Below are 21771 nucleotides of genomic sequence, written 5' to 3'. Positions count from 1 at the left end.
CTTGTGTTTTTATCTGGCCGGTGTAAAAACTCGAGGATTTTATCTAAATTTGCCCCATACAATCATATAAGATAGTTATGGCAAAGAAAACAACGAAAACGCTGCCGTATAAAGTGGCAGACATTACACTGGCTGATTTCGGACGCAAGGAAATCGAAATCGCCGAACACGAAATGCCGGGGCTGATGGCGCTGCGCAAAAAGTACGCGGGCAAGAAACCGCTTCAAGGAGCACGCATCACCGGATCGCTGCACATGACCATTCAGACGGCCGTTCTGATTGAGACACTCGTAGACCTGGGTGCCGACGTGCGCTGGGCCAGTTGCAACATCTTCTCTACGCAAGACCATGCGGCGGCGGCTATCGCCAAGGCCGGTGTGCCCGTATTTGCGTGGAAGGGTGAAACGCTTGAAGAATACTGGTGGTGTACTGATCAGGCGCTGCGTTTCCCCGGTGGCAAAGGGCCGAACCTTATCGTCGACGACGGAGGAGACGCTTCGTTGCTCTTCCATCAGGGATATGCGGCCGAAAACGATCCCCGGATTCTTAAACGCAAAGCCGCCAATCAGGAGGAGCAGGTGATTCTGAATCTCCTCGAAAGCATCCATAAGGAAGACCCGCAACGCTGGCATAACATGCTCAAAGAGATGAAAGGCGTATCGGAAGAAACGACGACCGGCGTGCATCGCCTCTATCAGATGATGGAGCGCGGCGAGCTGCTCGTGCCGGCTATCAATGTAAACGATTCGGTGACGAAATCGAAGTTCGACAATCTGTACGGCTGCCGCGAGTCGCTGGCCGACGGCATCAAGCGCGCTACCGATGTGATGATTGCCGGTAAGGTCGTGGTCGTAGCCGGCTACGGCGATGTGGGTAAAGGCTGCGCTCATTCGATGCGTTCGTACGGCGCCCGCGTGATCGTGACGGAGATCGACCCCATCTGTGCGCTTCAGGCTTCGATGGAAGGCTTCGAAGTGACGACGATGGAAGAAGGCGTAAAAGAAGGCGATATCTTCGTGACGACGACCGGAAACTGTGACGTCATCACCATCGATCATATGAAGAAGATGAAAGATCAGGCGATTGTCTGCAACATCGGACACTTCGACAATGAGATTCAAGTCGAAAAACTGGTGACGTTCCCGAACATCAAGCATCAGAACATCAAGCCGCAAGTCGATAAGTATACGTTCCCCGACGGGCATTCGATCTTCCTGCTGGCCGAAGGACGCCTCGTCAACCTCGGCTGTGCGACGGGACATCCCTCGTTCGTGATGAGTAACTCGTTTACAAACCAGACATTGGCGCAGATCGACCTCTGGCAGAAAAAGTACGAAGTAGGCGTTTATTGTCTGCCGAAACATCTCGACGAAGAAGTGGCACGCCTGCACCTCGAGCGAGTTGGTGTCAAACTTACGAAATTGACTAAGAAACAGGCCGATTATATCGGTGTTCCGGTAAACGGGCCGTTCAAGTCGGACATTTACCGCTATTGATATGCGAACGGCGCTGTTCCTCTAAAAAGGCAGCGCCGTTCTTGTATACCTGCGGTTCGGACGATTTTTGCGGCAAGAGCCTCGTTGTTCGCAAACAAGTCCCTATCTTTGTCGCATGAATGAAATAAAGCAACTTATCCGTGAAGGCCATACGGCCGAGGCTATCCGCCGGCTCGATGCCTATTTGACCGACCATCCCGCGTCGGACGAAGCGTTCTTCTTGCGGGGCAATGCGTATCGCAAGCAGGGCAACAGCCGCGAAGCGCTCAATAATTATTTAGCGGCGATGGAACTGAACCCCGACAGCCCTGCTCATAGCGCCTACCAGAGTGAGATCGAAATCCTCGATTTCTTCGACAAGAATCTGTATAATCAGTGAATCAGAAATTGATGTTGACACCCGCCAGCGCGTGAAGCTGCTGCGTCGGGTAGCCGTACCACAACTCCTGTTGGCGGTTCAGCATATTGTTTACTTTCACGTATGCCCCAAACGTATCGTTGAAGTTATAGGTCGCGGTAAAATTCAGATCGTTGATGTTCGTCAACTTGATTTCCTTCGCATGGAAGAGCGTGTAGCGGTTGGCGCCTAAATAATATCCGAGCGTCAGCGTCAGCGGACGGATCGGACGGATCGCGAGGTCAGCATGAACTTCCAACTCGGGGCGTCCGTAAGCCTTTTTGTAACCATTCTCCTTTCCGGAGAGCCACGTGTTGTCGTCTCCGTCGCGCAACGACCAGTTATTATACACGCCCTTGAGCGACGCGTCGAACCATTTCTGATAAGCGTATTTAAACGACGCCCCGACGCGGAACAGCGAGGCGTCCGGCTGATAAGCGAAGCTGTAGTTTCCAAAGTCGTGCTTGGCGCCGATGTAATTGGCCGGCACGAAGAAGACCTCGTTTTCCGTGATCTTGAAACCTCCGAAAAACTCCATCCAGACATTCGGAACGACTCCCGTTCGGATTCCCGCCTCCAGATCCAGCCACGTACGCGACGGTTTCACCATCAGCGCGTGGTCGGTATAACGGTTCAGGCGCGAGATCGAGAGCGCGTCATTCATCCCGATTTCGCCTCCGGCACGTACATAACAGGCCGTTTTGTCTGTAATCTTTCCTTCGGCCGAGATATTGGGCGATAAAAACAGTTTCGACGAGTCGCCGGTGATAAGCATCACATTGGCGCCCAGTTGCAGTCTCCAGTCGCCGTTCTCGTAGCGGTAATAAGGAGTCACCGTGATTTGTGTATGATTCTGATAACCGAGCGAATCGCCCCCTGTCTTGCTTGAGGGATACGTATAGTTGAAGTAGTCCATTTTGCCGGTAATTCCTACCCGCTGATTGCTGTTGCTGAAACGTGAGCTGAAACCGAGCAGCAACGTAAATCGGCTCTCACGTAGGCCGTCCACGTCGATGGTATGCCCGTATTTTTGTCCGAAGCGGTGGTATTCGATATCCAAGAGATAGCCGAGCAGGGCGTCGTCTTTCGAGCGGATACCGGCATACGCGTTTATCGTTTGATTCACCTGATTTTTGTCCCGTTCCACAGGATGACTCTGCGGTAGCAAGATGTGGTTCGTTTGCTGAAGCCGATAGAGCGAATCTAACGGGAATCCGTAGTAGTTAAAAGCCGTGTACCCGTATTTTCCGCCAAGGCGCAACGTCCCGAAGTTAAAATGGTGATGGAAATGAACGCCGCCGAGGTTATCATTGAGTTTGGCTTGTTGTTTGATCCCGCTCCCGTCATAGTCTTTGAGCTTACTGTTTACCGAGCGGTGCGAGAGGAAGACATGCAGCAAATCCGTCCGGTTATTTAAGAGGTGATAGCCGAAGTCTCCTTCTACATTCATATTCATTCCCGTACCGAGACGAAAATATCCGCGACGTTTGTTGTAAGGGATGGCCGTCATGATTTTGCCCGAAGGAAGCACGACGATCTCCTTTTCCGGGTCGGCCGGCAGGGTGAACGGTGAATATTCGATCGTATGCTTCGTTACCTTCGGCTCTTTTACGTCGGGGAGGCGATTGACCTTGTTGGCGTCTTGTACACTCGGATCATATTCGCGTTCGAGTGTCATTTCACGGTTCAATTTTGTTTCCTTTTCCTGCGCCGCAAGCGTCAGGCTACTGCTTAATAAAACAGTTGCGATCGATATCCGTATCTGGTTCTTCGTTGTCATCTTCTTTATTTTTTTATTGACGTTTCGACTATCCTTTATTTCAGTTTCGCGAGCCGTTCGGTAATCATTCCGGCAATGTCGTCATTGCCTTTATAATTCTTTTGAAGGCTTGTCAGGTATTGACGCGCCTGAAATTTATCGCCTTTACGAACATATACGTCCGAGAGCAGGATAAATCCGCGTGCCAGCCAATAACGATGCGTCGTACCTTTCTCGATGAAGTTGAGCAATTCCTTTTCGGCCTTGTCGAGTTCGTTCCGGTCGAAATAAGAGCGGGCGAGCAGATATTTGGCTTCGGCTCCGTAGACGGTGCGTGTGTCTTTGCTTAGCGCCTGCAGGTCGGTTCGGGCTTTCTCTTCTTCGTGCAGACCGAGATATAATTTGGCACGCAAGTAGCGCGCTTCCGCCTCCACTTCGGGTTTGAGCTTCGTGCTTTTCAGCAACTCGTCGGCCGCCTGCAAGGCTTCGGCCTGCTGACCGGTTTGTTGTGCACAACGCATAATCCCCAGTCTGGCCGCTTCGCGGTAATGACTTGTCTCCGCAATGGCGGCAAGCCATTTGAAACTCTTGATAGCTTCGGCGCAATCTTTTTGCAGGTATTCCACCTCGGCTTTCCGTGCCACCGATTCCTCGAGGAATTTCGTATTGCCGCTTTCGGCGACAGCCGTGTAGCGTGTTCTGGCCTCGTCGTACTGCTTTTGTGCGAAAGCGATCTGGGCCAGATAATAATTGGCGTTCGGACTGAACGCTCCTCGCGGGAATTGCTGCAAATAATTGTGCAGGCTCCGGCGTGCCCCTTCGTTATCGCCACGCATAAAGAGCTTCTCGGCCGCAAAATACGTTAACGAATCCTGCTCGCTCGCATCAAAGCGTGCCGATGTATTTCCGAGCGAATTTACATAACTTGCGTACGACGCGACATCGTTCATATCGACATAGACCGATTTCAAATCCTGTACGGCCGTCTTGGCTTCTTCGCTGCCCGGATAGTCGCTGATCACCTTCTTATAGGCTGCGATGGACTGCTGCGGTTGGTTGTTGTTGAAGTACAAAAGGCCGAGTTGCAAGCCCGACTTCCGTGCCAGGCTGCTCTGCGGGAAACGCTGTTGCAGTTCTTTGAAAGCGTCGGCCGCCAGATCGTAGTTCTCCATCAGCACATACGAACGTCCTTTCTCATACAAGGCGTCGTCCGCGTAGGGAGATTCGGGATATTCGCGAATCACACGGTCCATCAGGTTGATCTTTCCTTTGTAGTCTTTCTGCAATCCCAGAAGGAATCCTTTCTGATAAAGGGCATAATCTCCGCTCGAAGGTTGAAGCGAGGCGGCTCGCGTATAATGCTCTTCGGCCGATGTAAACTGACGGCCGTAGAACAGACAGTCACCGATTCGGTTATAGGCATCGGCCAGTGATACGGCCGACGTATTCTTTTCGAGACCGACATATTGCCGGAAAGCTGACAGTGCCGCTTCATAGTTCTTCTGCTTGAAATGGCAGTAACCCAGATTGTAATGTGCCAACGGATAGGCATCTGCCGCACGGTCGGGCGTATTTGTGACAAAGGTTCGGAAGTTGGAGGCGGCATCACTGAAATTATTCTGACGGTAATAAGCTTCTCCACGCCAGAAATAAGCGTCGCTGTAAGCCTCCTTGTCGTAGTTCCCTAATGCGATGGCGCTGTTGAAGTAATCGACGGCCTTTTCGGGCTGCTGGTTGGCGAAAGCCTGCGTACCCAATCGAAATAATACGTTTTGACGGGCCGATTGAATTTTGGCACCCGGTTGGCGTATCTTTTCGATCGAGGCCAATGCCGCTTCATAATTTTTTGTGGTAAGATACACTTCAGCCAAGTAATCATTTACTTTATCCGTGTATTTCGAGTCCGGAAAGCGGTTCAGGAAGTCCTCAAAAATGGTGACTGACTCGCCAAATCCCGAAAATGACGTCTCATGAATCAGCAGAGCATAGTTATACATCGCCGTTTCCTGTACCTGTTTGTCGAATTCGGACGTTGTGGCCATCTCGAAGGCCATGCGTGCCTTGTTTTTATCGTTTGTTTTCAGATAGCATTGTCCGAGATAGAGGTACGCATTCTGTGTCAGGGCGTCTTCTTCATCGATCGCTTCGGTGAGTGCTTCGATTGCTTGTGCATAATTTCCGTTGTTGTAATGGCAAACACCCAAAATATACAGATCGCCACGCAGTATCGAATCTGTATGAGCCACATATTTCTCCAGCCTGTCGATGGCTTTCGAGGGATTATTATTCCGGTAATACGCGTTTCCCAGTATCCGGTAAATTTCCGCGTTATTGGCGCTGTTCGGATAAGCCCGCAGCAATTCTTCTCCGTCTGCGATGACGCGGTCGTAGCGATTTTCGATAAAATGGATCTGGGTGATGTAATAGAGAGACTGTTCGCGGTAGGTAAGGCTGCTTTTCAGTCGGTTGAATCCGTTTAGCGCTTTTTCATAGTTCCCCGTAGCATATTCGATATAGGCCAGATAATATGAAGCCGCTTCCTTGTAGGTTCTCCCCACTTGCTGGATACGGGCGAAATAATTCCGTGCCGTTCGCAGGTCGTTCGTCTGCAATAACGCATAAGCCATGCGGAACGCATAAGCCTCCTGCTGTTCTTCATCGAGGTAATCAATTTCGGAGCGATTGAACCATTCGATTGCCGCCTGATAATGTTCCTGTGCGAAGTAGGCCGAGCCGAGCATGAAGCAAATCTCGTCTCCATGACGTGTATCGGGGTAAGCCGTCAGGTACTTTTCGAGCGTCTCAATCGCTGCCGGATGACCTTGTCCGAAAGCGACGCAGGCCAGCATATAGTCTGCTTCCTGAATTAGGTCGCGATTCGTCGATTGTGCTTTATAGGCGTTCAACTTGTCGAAGCAACCCGGGTAGTTGCGTAAATGAAACAGTTCTTTCCCTTCGTGAAATAACCGGTCGGACGACTCGAACCGATGCGTACGCTGCCCGTATGTCAGACAACATCCTGTCATCAAACACAGCGAAATAACGATCTTCTTCATACGTTTCTAATGGCTAATGGCTTACATTATTATTTGCGCAAAGATAGACATCCTTTCCAGAAAACCGGATTAAATTCTGTTATTTTATTGTAATTATCGCGGCGTAGATACGGCTCTTTGTGGGAGTGACGACGCTTACGGTATAAATAATACGTGTAAAATGATCTGCTGAAAAGAGTTCCGGAAGAATCGTTCTTTTTTTTGCTTCCTGATTCCTCCAAAAAAACGCTTCAAATCGTTAAAAGAACTATCTTTCTTCTATAAAAAACTTCTGTTGATTTTTTTCGCCCTCTCTTATGTCATGTGTTTATTAAATAAAGACAAAAAATAACATCCGGCAATATTTGTTGCCCTCAACTTGTTGTATCGATTTTATTAATTTCCTCTACTAGCGTTATAATTCACACCGGCATCTAAATCCTGCTGTAGTATCAGTCGGTTTTCAAGAACGAGTTGGGTTATATTTGCCCTTCCTCATGAGATGCCTTGTCTCTCTTTTTGCATTTATCGGGAAATCGTTTACATTTGCATGACCATGAGCAGACGAGATGATTTATCGACCGGTCGACGTCGGACTTCGACCCTGCGGGAGCGTTCGGTACGCATCGTACGAATAGCTGTCCTGATGTGGGCGGCATGCGTACTCGTCAGACTTCGTGTTTATGCGGACGATATTCCTTTTGTCCCGCCGGTTTACAACTACACCACGGCCATGTACGGAGGAGGTAACCAGAATTGGGCTGTGGCACAAGGTGCCGATGGAGTGATCTATATCGGAAACAACAACGGCTTGCTTCGTTTCGACGGGGTGAACTGGGGACTGCATCGGTTGCCTAATCATTTATCTGTCAAATCGCTTTTCGTTGATACGACTGCGAGGCCCGAACGGATTTACGTTGGCTCGTTCGAAGAGTTCGGATATTTTGCTGCCGATGCTGCGCGCCGCCTCACGTATCATTCGCTTAAGCCGCTCGTAAAAGATTATCCTTTTCGTAACGACGAAGTCTGGACGATTCGCAAGATCGGGGCGGTCGTTTACTTTCAATCTTTCTCTTCTTATTTCGCTTATCGTCCTACGGAGGGTTCCATTCGCTACGCTCGTCCTTATCCGGCACCGCTCTATTTTTTCGAGGCCGGTGGAGCGTTGCTTTCGCAATGGATTGACGACGACTTTTACCGATTGGACGAAGCCGGCAAGACGGAGCGACTTTTCGGGCGCGAGGAGGTGGGCGACGACGATATCGTTTCGGTACTGCCTTTCGGCAGAGAGTGGCTACTCGTTTCGTCGCAGCATGGGTTCTTTGCTTTCGATTCGGAAACGCGTGCCGTACGTCCGTGGCCGACGGATATCGATGCCGAATTGCGTACAGCCATTGTCAACCGGGCTGTCTGTACACACGATTCGATTTACATTGTCGGTACGCTAAACAAAGGGCTGTTCGCCGTTGGTCGAGACGGCACGAAACGATGGCATCTTCATCGACAAAACGGGTTGAACAACAATACGGTGCTCGGACTGTTCGTCGATCGCGATCATCATGTATGGGCGGTGTTAGACAACGGTATTTCCCTTATTCATGCGCGGTCCGGGCTATCGTTCTTTCAGCCGGAGGGCATTCAGTTGGGGCTGGTAGAAGATATGCTTTTTTACGACAACAAGCTTTATCTTGCCACCAATCAGGGGGTCTACAAATCGTCGGGGGGAGACGGACGGATGGAACGGCTGCCGGGCTTCGATACGCAATCGTGGTTTATCCGTTCTTTCGACGGGCAGATCATCACAGGCAACAACCGCGGTACATCGTTTATCTACAACGATCAGAACATCCCTGTCGCGACCAGTACGGGCGGTATGGATATCCGTCAGGCGCGACTGTATGAGCACGACGTGCTGATCGAATCGACCTATACCTATCTGTCCGTCTATCGTCGAAACAAGGCCGGCCACTGGATGTTCGACAGACAGCTCGACGGGTTCTACGACCTGATCCATCACCTTGAAACGGACCATACCGGAAATATCTGGGCCGGACACATGTATAAAGGCGTATATCGATTGCGACTGAACGATTCGTTGAACGCCGTTGCCGAGACAACTTATTTCCCGCATTTACATCCGGCCGACAGTACCTCGGCACATATCCGCGTCATGAAACTGCGCGGGCGTATCGTCTTCTCCGACGGCCGGCATTTTTATACTTATGATGACATCGGCCGACGGATCGTACTCTATGAGCAACTCAACACTCAACTCCGCGGACTGGAAGACGTCAATCGCGTGGCTGCAATTAATGACAGTCTGTACTGGTTCGTATGCGACGATGCTTATGCGCTTGTCGGGCTGCGCGACAATATCTATCGCCTGCGCGAAAAAATTCCGTTTGCCGTCTTGAATCATCCCCCTAATAGCGGACGCGGTAACGTGCATGTGACGAGCGACGGGGTATCGTATCTTTGTCTCGACGGCGGCCTCGCGCGGTATATGCCGCCATCGGGCGTCTCTTATGCTCCGCCATCGTTACGCCTGCATGCCGTGTCGGCCTACAATCGCCGGAGCGACGAACGTCAATATCTGTCGGTCGATGCACCGCCCGCTCCGATCGATTATGCGTTCAATCATCTGACGTTTGCTTTTCAATATCCCGATTTCTCGCGGAAGGCTTTCCGGATAGAATGCTTGTTAGCGCCGTACGACACGCGGTGGATGGCAACCGATGATCATCGGCGTATCGAGTATGGCTATCTGCCGGCAGGTGAATATACGTTACAGGCGCGTGTACTCAACAATCTTGGGGAGGAGCTCGCTACTCTTACCTACTCGTTTCGTATCCGGAATCCGTGGTATCGTACGGCTACGGCCTGCGTCGGCTATCTGTTTTTCGGAATCTTGTTGATGCTCTTTTTGATCAGGCTGTACACAGGTCGTGTCATGCGTAAACGCAGCGAGTTGTTCGACCAACAGGAGAAAGAACGAATGGCACAACTCGACCGGCAGGAGCAACTGATTACGACACTGCGTAATGAACGCCTCGAAGCCGATTTGATTTACAAGGGGAAAGAATTGGCCGGCGCCGCGATGAGCATCATCAATCAGAAAGAATTTCTCAATAAGTTGAAGCACGAGATACAAGCCGTGATCCTTCAAGGGAAGATGAATAAGAACGAAGGACGCAAGCTCCTCGCGCTCATCGACGGAAATCTTTCGGACGAGGATGATTGGGGACTGTTTCAGGAAAACTTCGATTTGATTCATGAAAACTTCTTCCGCCGGCTGCAGGAGAAGTATCCGGCGCTAACCCCGACCGATCTCAAGCTGTGTGCGCTGCTTCGCCTGAACTATTCCTCGAAAGAGATCGCGAATATGTTGAACCTGACGGTTCGAGGAGCCGAAGCCGCCCGCTACCGCCTGCGCAAGAAGCTGAACCTGTCCGAAGAAGTGAACCTCGTTTCTTTTATGATCGATTTCAAGTAAGTTTGTCGTATGTTTCTTAAAAAAATATCTTCATCATGAAAACAAGACTATTACTCATCTCGCTGATCGCCCTTGTTGCCTGCGAAGGAATAGCGCAACGTCTCTCTTTACAGGAACTTGTCGATAAACGGCGATATGCCGAAGTCGTGTCGTATGCGGCCACTCTGCAACCGGGCGATACGTCCGATTATGCCACCATGTATGCCCTCGGGCAGGCTTGCGAAGGGATGCTCAAATACCGCGATGCTTACCGTTATTATCGGCGCTGTCTGTCTATCGACTCGACCCGGACGGATTTGCTGGCAACGGCTTCGCGCATGGCTGCGAATCTGGGTAAGGCCGCCGAGGCGGAAACGTATCTGCAACAACTACGCGCATGCGATACGACCGACTTTTACGCGAACTATCAATTGGCCCGGCTCTATGCCCAGCAGGGAGAATATGCGAAAGCTATCGGACGGTATGAATTTCTCTTGCAACAAGACCCTGAAAATTCCGTACTGATGCGTCTTATCGGCGATTGTTACAACCGCATGGACTATCCCGTCTCCGCTTTTCGATATTATCTGAACGCTTTTCGACGCGAGCCGGAAAACGCGTCGCTGGCAGCTTCTTTGTCTAACTTGTTGCTGTTGCTCCAAGAGCCGGGAGAAGCTGCGGCTGTCTGTGACACGTCCTTACGATATCATCCAAACAGCCGTTTGCTGCTTCAAAGCAAGGGGCTTGCGTTGTTTACCATGCAGAAATACGCACAGGCCGATACGGTCTATTCCATACTTATGGCACAGGGCGACAGTTCTTATAATACATTAAAATACGGAGGGTCGGCCAAATATTATGCCGGTCAATACATGAAGTCCATCAAGCCGCTTGAGAAGGCCTACCAAAAAGATACGACGTCCGTCGAGGTCTGCTTGTTGCTCGGCTCGTCGTTGGGACGCACCTTCGACCGTAAACGGGCGTTCGAGCTGTTCGACAATGCCGAAGTTCTGATGCGCCCCCAGCCCGCTTTAGTCGATATGTTGATACGGTTCCGAGCCGAAACGTTTGAGCGCGAGAACCTGCATGACAAGGCAAACGTACTGTATTATCAACTCTGGACCCAGAGCCGGCGGTTCGATATGTTGGGACGTATCTGGCAACGATACCGAACCTCTAAGATGGCGGAACAGTCTGACGATTATCGCCAGCGTGCCCTCTTTATCCACATGCTTTTCGCAACCGAATACCTGAAAAGGCCGGAGCGCAGGAAAGATAATCTGGTTTATCTCCGTTCGTTGCTTTCGCAGTTTCAGGAAGAGATGTTCTTCCGTGGCGTGAAACAGCTGCCGACGCTTGCTCCCGATGGCAAAAAAGGCGTCTGCACGGAGGAGCAGTTGCAGGCCCTGATCCGACAACTCCCCCAAAAAGAGTAGCAGACCAAGATCGGTGTTCCGGATTTTTGCACTATTTTTGTCCGACAAAGAAACGACAGACAGATGAATAGAGCACTGTTCGAGTTCCTGCGGGAGCTTCAGGAAAATAATAACAGGGAATGGTTCCAAGCCAACAAGAAGCGGTATGATGCCTTGCATGCCGCTTTCGTCGATCATGTGAGGCAGCTGATCGACCGTATCGCGGCGTTCGATCCCGAGATCGGCGGGCTGGATGCCCGGAGTTGCGTGTATCGCATCTATCGCGACTTGCGCTTTTCGCAAGACAAGACGCCTTACAAAACTCATTTCGGAGCGTATATGACCGGTTCCGGAGGACGTACCAGTCCTTATGGAGGCTATTACATCCACCTTGAGCCGGGTAAACCGTTTCTCTCGGGAGGTGTGTGGTGTCCTTCACCCGCTATGCTCAAGCGGCTGCGAAAGGATTTATTCGATAACATGGACGAGTTTCTCCCAATTTACGAAGACCCGAAGTTCCGAAAAGTCTTCGGAGAGCTGGAAGGCGATAAACTCAGCCGGATGCCACAGGGTTTTCCCGCCGATGCTGAACACGGTGAGATATTGAAATATAAGAGCTTCGTCGTGTCGAGTGTCAAGACGGAAGCGTTCTTTTGTGCCGATGACTGGATCGATCGCACTGCCGAGGAATTCAAACTGCTACAACCGTTCAACCATTTTCTGAATTATACCATCGGCGAGTTTTTCGGCAAAGCATGAAACGTTTTTTGAAGCGTCTCTATCGGTATCTCTTCTGTCGCAAAGGTTACGGAGTACATTCGCCATTCGTCTTCGATCTGATTACGAACGTACTCGAAGAACGATATGGCTATTATGCCTATACCGAACTGAAAGCTGCCCGCCTGATGCTGCAAGATGCTGCAAAGATGAAAGATATGAGAATTTCTCAGCGCGAATGCGAGTGGCTCTTCCGGTTGGCGAATCGTTTCAAACCATCTCGCATTATCATGGTCGGGAGCGGGGCGGGGCTGATTCCGCTTTGTTTAACGAGTTATGTTTCGGGAGGGATACATGGCATTGCCTTGGAGCAGGACGCCTTGATCGCCGATGTGACGCGGACATTGCTACGTGAGCGGGCGACATCGCCTGTCGAAGTTCGTTGTGAGGCATATGAAACCTCGCTGCCTAAGGCGTTATCCGATCTCGGGCGACATCCCGACTGCATCGTGCTTGATGGGACAACAACACGCGCATTATCCGCTCTGCTCCGGTGCTGTGCCGACTTTATCCATGAAGATACGCTGCTTATTGTCCGGGGAATCGACGTTTCTCCGGAGGCAAACGAAGCGTGGCGAACGGCTTGTGCCTTTCCGTCCGCCACGGTCAGTATCGATGCATGCACATGGGGCATTATCTTTTTCCGCCCGGGTCTGCCCCGGAAGACATTCAGGCATGTTGTGTGTTAAATCTCTCGCCTTTGTCTTCCGTTTTTGCGATACCATTCGTTTTGTCGCCGTTAAAACCTCAATCGGCCGCTGTACATCCAGTGTTCGCGTGAGTTGAGGTAGCGGATCTCGACATTGTCGTGTGAAGTGATAGAGGCATTTGTTTCTTCCGTTCTTTTTTCTCTTACGTCGGTAGCCAGTATTTTGATGATCCCATCCGTAAAACCGGTTTCCCCACGTGTTTTTTCAATACGTAAGGGAACTTCGATCGTATAATCGAGTTGCAGTTTGGGGGAGTCGAAACTCAGCAGCGTGCCTTCTCCTTCGATTGTGCGCGATGCCCCTTTCCCGAAGTGAATCTTCCACGAACAGGAATACTCGAACTCCTTGTCCCGGTTGTTATGGCGGGCAATGCTCCACGTGTTGCTGCCTTCGTTTTTAATTTCGAATTCGTAGATGCTTCGTTGCTCTGCGGACGAAGAAGACAAATCACGCACCGTCCATGTGCCGGGAGTATTCAGATGATGTCCGTTCGTTCGGATGGACATGTGCATTTTATCTCCGGAGAGGTGCCGAAGCGTCCACGTGTTTTCTTCTTCGCCACGAAGGATTTTTACATTATTGAAATAGAGTTTGTCGACCGAGTCGCGTTTGACTATGTCGGTCTGCGAATAGTATTCGTTGAAACGATAGGCGTATTCGAGCATGGTCGCATATTTTTCTAACGCGTTATACGTATAGTCGAATGCCACATAGCCCGGATGTGTTCTGCGCCGGCTTTCATCGTAATATACGCAACTGCACGTCATGTTCAGTAGAATCAGGCTTAAAAGGATATGTTTCAGTTTCATTTTCATTGTCGTGTATGTGTATTTGAATATTTAACTCCTGTTTTTTTTTAGAAGCGATACCCTACACCGGCTTTCAGGAAGCCCATCGTTCCGTATCCGATTTCCCAGGAACCGAAAAGATTACGCCCGAAGGATACCCCAAAAAAAGTGAGTTGTCCGGTTACAAACGTCCGATGCTGGTATTCACGCATGCCGAATTCTCTCTCGCTTTCCATCCCGAACCCTAATCCGAAGCCCGAATAGAGACGTACGAAAGGGCGATTGAGATACGTAAAGCGTACCGTCGGATACAATGCGAAGCGGTGTTTACGGTAGTTATCGTCAACCAGGAAAGATTCACGGACTCTGCGATTTTGAAAAACACCCGAGTAGGATACATTAAGACCCAATGCGAGCCATCGTTTCATCTCCTGTGTGTAGGAGAGGGAGAGCGCTTGCGTGTAATACCGATCGTCGTACGTGTATCGTCCCTGATTATACCGATCGAGCGGTGTTCGCCAAAAATCCCTATAATCGTAACCCTTCCACCATGATGCGGAAGGAACTTCGACGAGTCCCCAGCCGAATGTCACTTCGCGTTGGGGATGGAAAGACGGACGTCTCTTCTCCGGTAAATCGTCTTGCGCTCGTGCACCGATTGCCAGCACAGCAAGCCAGACAAAGCATAGCATTTTCTTTTTCATAAAAAACCAATTATTTATAGTTTTGTTTTCAACTGTTTATATAATAATCTTCGCCCGATAGCGTGGCAAAATTATCTCTTTTTCCGTCTTTGCAAAAAAGATTCTGTCCATATAGATGGAAAAAACAGGCGAAACGCTGCATCGAAACGATTTTTTTGAGCGGAAAAAAATGACGGGGCGAGGCTGCCATGTGGAATCGTCAGCGTTCCCAAACCGGAATTTACGGTGTAATGTCTTATACTTGCAGAATGCGAATGTGTAAAATGGTTAAAATCAAATGGTCGGCATTTGCATGTTCGCATAATATGCCTACCTTTGCCCGTTCGTAAGATAATCAATAAGGACATGAAAGAATATATTTTCAAGCTGGAGATGAAGGTGCGTGACTACGAATGCGACTTGCAGGGGGTGGTAAATAATGCCAATTACCAGCATTATATGGAACATACGCGTCATGAATATCTGGAGTCGCTCGGCGAAAACTTCGGAGAGATGCACGAGAAAGGATTTGATGCGTTTGTGGCAAAGGTAGAGATCAAATATAAGCATTCTTTGCGAAGCGGCGACCATTTCGTGTCGTGCGTAAACCTCAAGCGCGAAGGCATCAAGCTTGTTTTTGAACAGGATATTTACCGGCAGTCGGATGGGATTCTGGCAGCGTCGGGACGAGTGGAGACCGTCATGGTACAGGACGGTAAGCTGACACGTGGCGAGTACTTCGACCGTCTGATTCGTTAACATTCCTTTTTCTCCTCTTATGGCCGGTGAGCGCACTTTCCTGATTGCTCTGACGATGCTCCAAGGTGTTGGCGATATGTTGGCGCGTGCGCTGCTTCAGTATTTCGGAACGGCTGAGGAGGTTTTTAACGCGCATCGACGGGTCTTGGAGAAGATACCCGGCATCGGCGAATATACGGCCGGACGAATCGATCAGGGAAAAAACGAGGCGCTCAAGCGGGCGGAGAAAGAGATCGGGTTTATCGAGAAAAATCGGATTCGGATGTATGCCATCACGGAGAACGACTATCCGAAGCGTTTGCGTGAATGTCAGGATGCTCCCGTCATTTTTTATTATAAGGGTAGGGGCGATCTGAGTGCGAAGAAGATTATCAGTATTGTCGGTACGCGGCGTGCAACCGATTACGGACGGATGCTGACCGAAAAGCTGGTTAGAGAACTCGCTGAAACGTATCCGAATTTGCTTATCGTCAGCGGATTGGCTTATGGCATCGATGTCAGTTCGCATCGCGCCGCACTGAAGCATGGGCTGCCGACGGTCGGTGTGTTGGCACACGGGTTAGACCGTATTTATCCGGCTGCACACCGAAATACCGCGGTCGAGATGCTTGAGCGGGGCGGATGGCTGACTGATTTTCCCAGTGAGACGAATCCTGACCGCGAGAATTTTCTGAAACGTAACCGATTGATCGCCGGTTTGTCGGACGCTACGGTGGTGGTTGAGTCGGCCGAGAGGGGCGGGGCGCTTGTCACCGCCGACATCGCGTTTTCATACGGACGTGAGGTGTACACGTTCCCGGGACGTACGATCGACGAATGTTCGGCGGGATGCAATCGGATGATACAAACAAACAAAGCGGGCCTGATCACTTCGGGACATGATTTAATCCGGGCGCTTTGTTGGGACGCCGGCGATACTCGCCCAAGCGTCGGAGAACAGTTGGTGTTGAAGCTCGAAAAGTCCGACCACCCGCTCGTGAACATCTTGGCGGAGCGGGGGCAAATGCAGATTAATGATTTGGCTATAGTTTCAGATTTACCCGTGCATAAGGTCACATCGATGCTTTTCGAGCTTGAGCTTGCCGGACACGTCATGGCTTTGCCGGGAGGCATGTATAAATTAACAGATTAAAGACAGATGAAAAAAATCTATCAGATTATAAGAGAACGGAAGCTGCAGATATTCTTTTTAATGTATATCCTGCTGCTCGTACCGTCCATGAGCCTGATTGCGCATAATATTCCTGCCAAAACGCTTATATCGGGATTTTTGATAAGCTTCGGGCTATTGGCCGTCGTCTTCATTCTTTCATCATTCATGACGACGAAGGGCATCCGTATATTTTATTCCGTTTTGCTGGCAATTACCATCATACCGAGTACGATTCTGCTTAGCTACCTGTTGATTGCGAAGGTGCTGCTTTCGGGTGGGACGATCACCTCGCTTTTCGAAACGAATCCGGACGAAGCCAAGGAATTTATTACGTATGTGAATCCCTGGATTGTCATGGGAGTGGCTTTATACGTTCTCCTTCCGATCGTGATGATCTTTAAAATGAAGCAAGTCGTTTTTCACCGTGTAGGAAAGCATAAAAACGCTTTTTTCGCGTGCGTACTGCTGTTGTTGTTATTTCTGGCCATCGAGCCGGTGGCTCAGCGCATTTATTTTGTCGACTTCTATCGTGTCTTCGCCGATTACAAACGGCAAAGGCTGCGTGAGGAGAAAGCCCTTGCGGAGCGTCAAACAATACCGTTCGAAGTGAAACGTTTGCCTGAAAAGGCACCAGAGACGATGGTGCTCATTATCGGAGAGTCTCATACCCGCCATCACATGTCGCTTTATGGCTATGAGCGCGATACGAATCCGTTATTGTCGGCACAGAAAAGCCGGCTGAAAGTGTATCGCGATGTCGTTTCGCCGCAAGTGCATACCATTCCCGTTTTGCGAGCTGCGCTTACCTTTGCAGATCATGAGCATCCCGAAAAACTGACGGAGCAACCGTCGCTTTTCGAATTATTTAATCGCGCCGGATACGAAACGTACCTGATCAGCAATCAGCCTTTCGAGAACTCGTCTTCCAGTTACGAATCGCTGCTGAGATTGGCTAAACATACGACCGACCTATCCCGGCTGAATCAGCCCGACGGGGTTGTGCTTGAGTCACTGAAGCAGGCATTGCAGGGTCCGACGGACAAACCCAAGCTGATCGTGTTGCATTTCATGGGCAGCCATATTGCCTACAAATATCGCTATCCGGATTCCTTCGAGCATTTTAACCATCTGAAAAGCCCGATCGGCCGTCGTGAAGTGCAATTGACGCCCGAGGCCAAGAAGGTGATCGATCAGTACGATAACTCCGTACGCTATAACGACTATTTGATCTCTTCGATCATCGATATGCTTGAGCGCGAGCAGAAAACGTCTGCCATGCTCTATTTTTCCGATCATGGCGAAGAAGTCTATGATTTGCGCGAATTTGCCGGTCACGCCTATGAAAAGGTCTCTTCCTATATGTGTGAGATCCCTTTTATTCTTTGGATGTCGGACGATTATAAACAGCAAAGACGTGACCTGGTATTCGATACTAGACGTCCTTACTCTACGGTAGATGTGCTTTACAGTCTTTCGGATTTGGGAGGATTACGTTATGAAGGATACGATACGCAGCGAAGCATTTTCTCGGCACAATTCAAGCCTCGCCCGCGTAAGGTCGGTGAATTATCGTACGAATCGGTTCTTGAACTAACCCGCGAAGCCAAACAAAAATATAAGAAGACCATCGCGTCGAATACTTTCTTCGATAGCCTGAATAAAGAGTGGAAACAGATTAAGAACCTGTCGGATAAAGTCCTCACATCTCCTCAGACCGAGCGATGAAGCAGGGATAAAAAATTAAAGGCCATCTCACGACGGCCTCTAACCCACTTTGTTAACCTTAAATCTAATACTATTATGAAAAAACCACGATGCAAAGATACACTTATACTTTCCATCTGTCAAGCATTTAATAGTTAAATAACAATAATAAAAACGGACGAAGGATATAAAAAGTGTTTATTTTTGTCTTGCAGGAGGCTTTCGTATCGATTTATCAGCATAGTAACTGTCTCTTTAATGCCTTATAACCAGTTAAGCTGACTTTCAGTTGGGCTCCGTTTTTCAGTCTGACTTGATAATGTTCTTTGCCGAAGAGTTCGATTCGTGCGATGTATTCCGCATTCACGATACAAGAGCGGTGAATCCGCACGAACCGGTTGGCCGGTAAATGCTCGTCGAAATATTTCATGGTTTGTTCTTTCAGGTATTCTCCCGAGGCCGTAAAAATCGAGACATAGTCGCCACAAGCCTGAATATAAAAGATGGCACTAATAGGGATCAGATGGATGCGTGATCCGCTTTTGACGGAGATACGCTCCAGTTCATGTCCGGAAGGAGGAGAGGGCACAACTGTTTCAGCCTTCTCTTGGTTTTTTTCTTCTTCGGCTTCGGTCACAAGGCGCACAAAGCGTAGTTTATCATACCACATCAGCAGGATGGCCCAGCAGAGAGAGCCGAACAATATCCGAAACGGAATGGTTGCCTGAAAAGCCGGAACAAACCACTCGTTGCGCGACAGGGCGCTGAGAATCGACGCGCCCCCGACGATAACTGCTTGCACGCAGGTCGACCATAGCACCGCCGGAACAAGTTTTCTGCAACTTGCCATATACCATGTGGCAAACCCAGCGGCTGCCGCTATTGATACGGATAGAAGGGCATCCATGCTTGCTTCTGTGGGGCTATATCCCGCAGTCCAGACAAGCAGCGAAGCTTGTATGACGACGTGGAGCAGGCATAGAGTGAGCGCGGCGATCCTATTCGCGACGGAGGTCAAAAGGGGATGTCCCGTATCCATCGATCAGCCTTTGATTTCAAGCCCTCCAAACATTACTGAGCCCCGTAATATCAGCGTGTGCTCCCGGTCTGTGTCCGGACTGAAATGGGGCCGTTTGTCTTCGCAGGATCCGAACACGGTGCGCACCTCCGATTGTACGTTCCATGAGTCGGGTATATATAAAGTAATACCGCCAAACATACAATCGATATCGACAGATGTTTCGCGTGTTTCGAGGCGTGTACGGCGTAAGTCGATTTCTATGTCCCCGAAAGCATTGCGCAAGTCGGCTCCGTGAAATACCGGATCGAGGATGACGGCCTTCGTCCCGCTAAAAAGAATATCCGAACGCACGAACCCGTCCGAAACGAAGGCTCCTTTCGCCCGTTCTCTTCGGTACGGCCCGTCTTTTTTGTGTTGCCGGAGCAGCAGGCTTATACCGATGACGATCAAAATCACAGGCCAAAACATGTACAGTTGTGAGAAGCCGATCACTCCGAACCGAGGCATCAGCAGCACACCTCCGATCAGTATCAGGATCATTCCCCGCACATACTCGCGGTGAAAGAGTTGGATCACCCCCAGCGCAATGAGGATCATTTGCCAGGAGGCAAGGAATTGGAAAATGCCATGATTGATCACTCCTGTGTTCTTTCCTAAAAAAACGAGACCGGCCAGAATCAGTAACACCGGTACTCCCCAATTTTTTCTTTTCATGATTCAAAACGATTGATAAACGAATGCAAAGATACGGATAAGAGCGGCTTATCGGCAAGTCTTTCCCGATAGACTACGTCCCGAAATCGACGAATCCCGACAGAGAGGCGATGAAATTTGAACATATCGGTTCTTTTTTGTTCCTTTGCAATTCATAACAAATCATAAATAAACGCTCATGAAGCCGAAGAAATTTTTATTGCAGGAGAAGGATATCCCGATGGCATGGTATAATATTGTAGCCGATATGAAGAACAAGCCCATGCCGACATTGAACCCGGAAACCCGGCAGCCGATGAAAGCGGAAGAGATGTATCCGCTGTTTGCCACCGGGCTTGTGGAACAGGAAATGAACCGAACAGACGCGTGGATCGAGATCCCCGAAGAAGTACGCGACTTATATCAGCATTGGCGTCCGACGCCGCTGGTACGTGCTTACGGGCTGGAGAAGGCGCTGGATACTCCGGCACATATTTATTTCAAGAATGAGAGTGTCAGCCCCATCGGCTCACACAAGCTTAATTCGGCCATCGCGCAGGCGTATTTTTGCCGGAAGGATGGGGTGACAAACATCACCACCGAAACAGGCGCGGGGCAGTGGGGCGCGGCCATGGCATACGCTGCGAAAGCTTTCGGACTCGAATTGGCCGTGTACATGGTCAAGGTGAGTTATAACCAGAAACCTTACCGTCGTTCGTTGATGCAGACGTTCGGGGCGCAGGTCATCGCGTCGCCCAGCATGAGTACGAAGACGGGACGTACGATCATCACTGAGCGACCCCAATATCAGGGAAGCCTTGGTACGGCCATTTCGGAAGCCGTAGAGCTGGCTATGCAGACACCGAACTGCAAATATGTGCTGGGAAGCGTGATGAATCATGTGCTGCTGCATCAGACGGTGATCGGGCTTGAGGCCGAAAAACAGATGGAGATGACCGGCGAATACCCCGATGTGGTTATTGCCTGTTTTGGTGGAGGATCGAATTTCGCAGGGCTCTCTTTCCCTTTCCTGCGGCATAAGCTGACGGAGGACAATGATGTGCGCGTGGTGGCTGCCGAACCCGCTTCATGCCCGCGGCTCACACGCGGAACGTTCCAGTACGACTTTGGCGATGAAGCCGGCCATACGCCCCTGATCCCCATGTACACGCTCGGACATACGTTCACGCCGGCGCATATTCATGCCGGAGGACTACGTTATCACGGTGCCGGAGCCATTGTCAGCCAGTTGAAGAAAGACGGATGGATCGATTCCGTGGCCATTCCGCAGTTAGAGACGTTTCATGCCGCCACGCTCTTTGCCAAGACCGAAGGGATTATCCCCGCGCCGGAGTCGTCGCATGCTATCGCTGCGGCCATACGCGAGGCCGAGCAGGCTAAAACCGAAGGGAAAGCACGTACGATTCTGTTCAACCTCTCCGGGCACGGACTCATCGATATGGCGGCCTACGATCTCTATCTTGCGGGCGACTTGACGAACTACGAACTGCCCGACGAAGAACTCAAAAAATTTACCGCAAGCCTCGAACGGATTATTTAATAAATTACGAATGTTTGAATGCGAATAACGCAAACTACTTAAATGGATGCGAATAAATAATTAACATAATAAAAAACATAGGAGGGTGTGTCAAAATGCAATGTTTGGGCACCCCCTCTTTAGGTGTGTAAGAATGGTTAAAAAGCAAGGCGCTAAGGATGAGGGTGAGGGAGCATACTAAGGTATGTGACCGAGCTCTCATTCCGCAAGCAACGAAGCAGTTTGCCCGTTATGACACACCGCCTTTTTTATGGCGAGCTTTTTTTCCAACGCTTCGCATTAGGCTGAATGAACCCAAATTACGCGATACACTGTTCGGCGTTTACCATTAATTAATTGTTAATTGTC

General features: G+C 50.0%; 16 protein-coding genes. 10 read left to right on the top strand and 6 right to left on the bottom strand.

Features of this window, described 5'->3' with window-relative positions; all coding sequences use genetic code 11:
* The first annotated feature begins 77 nt into the window (after nt 1-77).
* Together ahcY and Q4A89_RS08890 are read left to right on the top strand one after the other, a co-directional pair.
* Nucleotides 78-1496: an adenosylhomocysteinase gene (gene ahcY, locus Q4A89_RS08895; RefSeq protein WP_303184998.1), complete on the top strand. Its 1419-nt coding sequence runs from the start codon at nt 78-80 to the stop codon at nt 1494-1496.
* A 67-nt stretch (nt 1497-1563) separates the two neighbouring features.
* Nucleotides 1564-1875 (top strand): tol-pal system YbgF family protein, encoded by a 312-nt coding sequence (locus tag Q4A89_RS08890; protein WP_368389505.1) that lies wholly within the window; start codon nt 1564-1566, stop codon nt 1873-1875.
* A gap of 1 nt (nt 1876) precedes the next feature.
* On the opposite strand, the gene Q4A89_RS08885 is transcribed toward Q4A89_RS08890, so the two are convergent.
* A complete protein-coding gene (locus tag Q4A89_RS08885; protein ID WP_303184996.1) occupies nt 1877-3673 on the bottom strand; it encodes a TonB-dependent receptor in 1797 nt (598 codons plus the stop codon).
* 35 nt (nt 3674-3708) lie between these two features.
* The gene (locus tag Q4A89_RS08880) at nt 3709-6708 is read right to left on the bottom strand and encodes a tetratricopeptide repeat protein (RefSeq protein ID WP_303184995.1); all 3000 of its coding nucleotides are present in this window, start codon (nt 6706-6708) and stop codon (nt 3709-3711) included.
* Nucleotides 6709-7243: 535 nt separating this feature from the next.
* Between Q4A89_RS08880 and Q4A89_RS08875 the strand changes: the two genes are divergently transcribed.
* The 4 genes from Q4A89_RS08875 (at nt 7244) to Q4A89_RS08860 (ending at nt 13040) form a co-directional block, all read left to right on the top strand.
* Complete coding sequence (locus tag Q4A89_RS08875; protein ID WP_303184993.1) at nt 7244-10180, top strand: hypothetical protein; 2937 nt, start codon at nt 7244-7246, stop codon at nt 10178-10180.
* 35 nt (nt 10181-10215) lie between these two features.
* Nucleotides 10216-11595, top strand: coding sequence for a hypothetical protein (locus tag Q4A89_RS08870; protein ID WP_303184991.1), 1380 nt, complete (start codon nt 10216-10218; stop codon nt 11593-11595).
* A gap of 63 nt (nt 11596-11658) precedes the next feature.
* A complete protein-coding gene (locus Q4A89_RS08865) occupies nt 11659-12333 on the top strand; it encodes a DUF2461 domain-containing protein (protein ID WP_303184990.1) in 675 nt (224 codons plus the stop codon).
* On the top strand, nt 12330-13040 hold the full coding sequence (locus Q4A89_RS08860; protein WP_303184988.1) for a hypothetical protein: 711 nt from the start codon (nt 12330-12332) through the stop codon (nt 13038-13040). The genes Q4A89_RS08865 and Q4A89_RS08860 overlap by 4 nt, the downstream gene beginning before the upstream one ends.
* Before the next feature lie 50 nt (nt 13041-13090).
* On the opposite strand, the gene Q4A89_RS08855 is transcribed toward Q4A89_RS08860, so the two are convergent.
* Both Q4A89_RS08855 and Q4A89_RS08850 read right to left on the bottom strand, forming a co-directional pair.
* Nucleotides 13091-13876 carry a hypothetical protein gene (locus tag Q4A89_RS08855; protein ID WP_303184987.1) on the bottom strand — a complete coding sequence of 262 codons (786 nt, stop codon included), beginning with the start codon at nt 13874-13876 and terminating at the stop codon, nt 13091-13093.
* Nucleotides 13877-13917: 41 nt separating this feature from the next.
* Nucleotides 13918-14553 (bottom strand): hypothetical protein, encoded by a 636-nt coding sequence (locus Q4A89_RS08850; protein WP_303184986.1) that lies wholly within the window; start codon nt 14551-14553, stop codon nt 13918-13920.
* A gap of 345 nt (nt 14554-14898) precedes the next feature.
* Between Q4A89_RS08850 and Q4A89_RS08845 the strand changes: the two genes are divergently transcribed.
* The 3 genes from Q4A89_RS08845 to Q4A89_RS08835 are packed head-to-tail and all read left to right on the top strand — an operon-like array spanning nt 14899 to nt 18169.
* Nucleotides 14899-15291, top strand: coding sequence for a thioesterase family protein (locus Q4A89_RS08845; protein ID WP_303184985.1), 393 nt, complete (start codon nt 14899-14901; stop codon nt 15289-15291).
* Nucleotides 15292-15310: 19 nt separating this feature from the next.
* Nucleotides 15311-16423, top strand: coding sequence for a DNA-processing protein DprA (dprA, locus tag Q4A89_RS08840; protein ID WP_303184984.1), 1113 nt, complete (start codon nt 15311-15313; stop codon nt 16421-16423).
* Between the two features lie 6 nt (nt 16424-16429).
* Complete coding sequence (locus tag Q4A89_RS08835) at nt 16430-18169, top strand: sulfatase-like hydrolase/transferase (RefSeq protein ID WP_303184983.1); 1740 nt, start codon at nt 16430-16432, stop codon at nt 18167-18169.
* 214 nt (nt 18170-18383) lie between these two features.
* On the opposite strand, the gene Q4A89_RS08830 is transcribed toward Q4A89_RS08835, so the two are convergent.
* A complete protein-coding gene (locus Q4A89_RS08830; protein WP_303184982.1) occupies nt 18384-19187 on the bottom strand; it encodes a LytTR family DNA-binding domain-containing protein in 804 nt (267 codons plus the stop codon).
* A gap of 3 nt (nt 19188-19190) precedes the next feature.
* Nucleotides 19191-19883, bottom strand: coding sequence for a DUF5668 domain-containing protein (locus tag Q4A89_RS08825; protein WP_303184981.1), 693 nt, complete (start codon nt 19881-19883; stop codon nt 19191-19193).
* A 178-nt stretch (nt 19884-20061) separates the two neighbouring features.
* Between Q4A89_RS08825 and Q4A89_RS08820 the strand changes: the two genes are divergently transcribed.
* Entirely contained in the window at nt 20062-21423 is a 1362-nt protein-coding gene (locus tag Q4A89_RS08820) for a TrpB-like pyridoxal phosphate-dependent enzyme (protein WP_303184980.1), read from the top strand.
* The last annotated feature ends 348 nt before the right edge of the window (nt 21424-21771 follow it).

The organism is Tannerella sp. (assembly GCF_030528505.1).
Classification (GTDB): Bacteria; Bacteroidota; Bacteroidia; order Bacteroidales; family Tannerellaceae; genus Tannerella.
The sequence above is the reverse complement of the archived record's forward strand: the minus strand, read 5'-3'. Positions and strand labels throughout refer to the sequence as shown.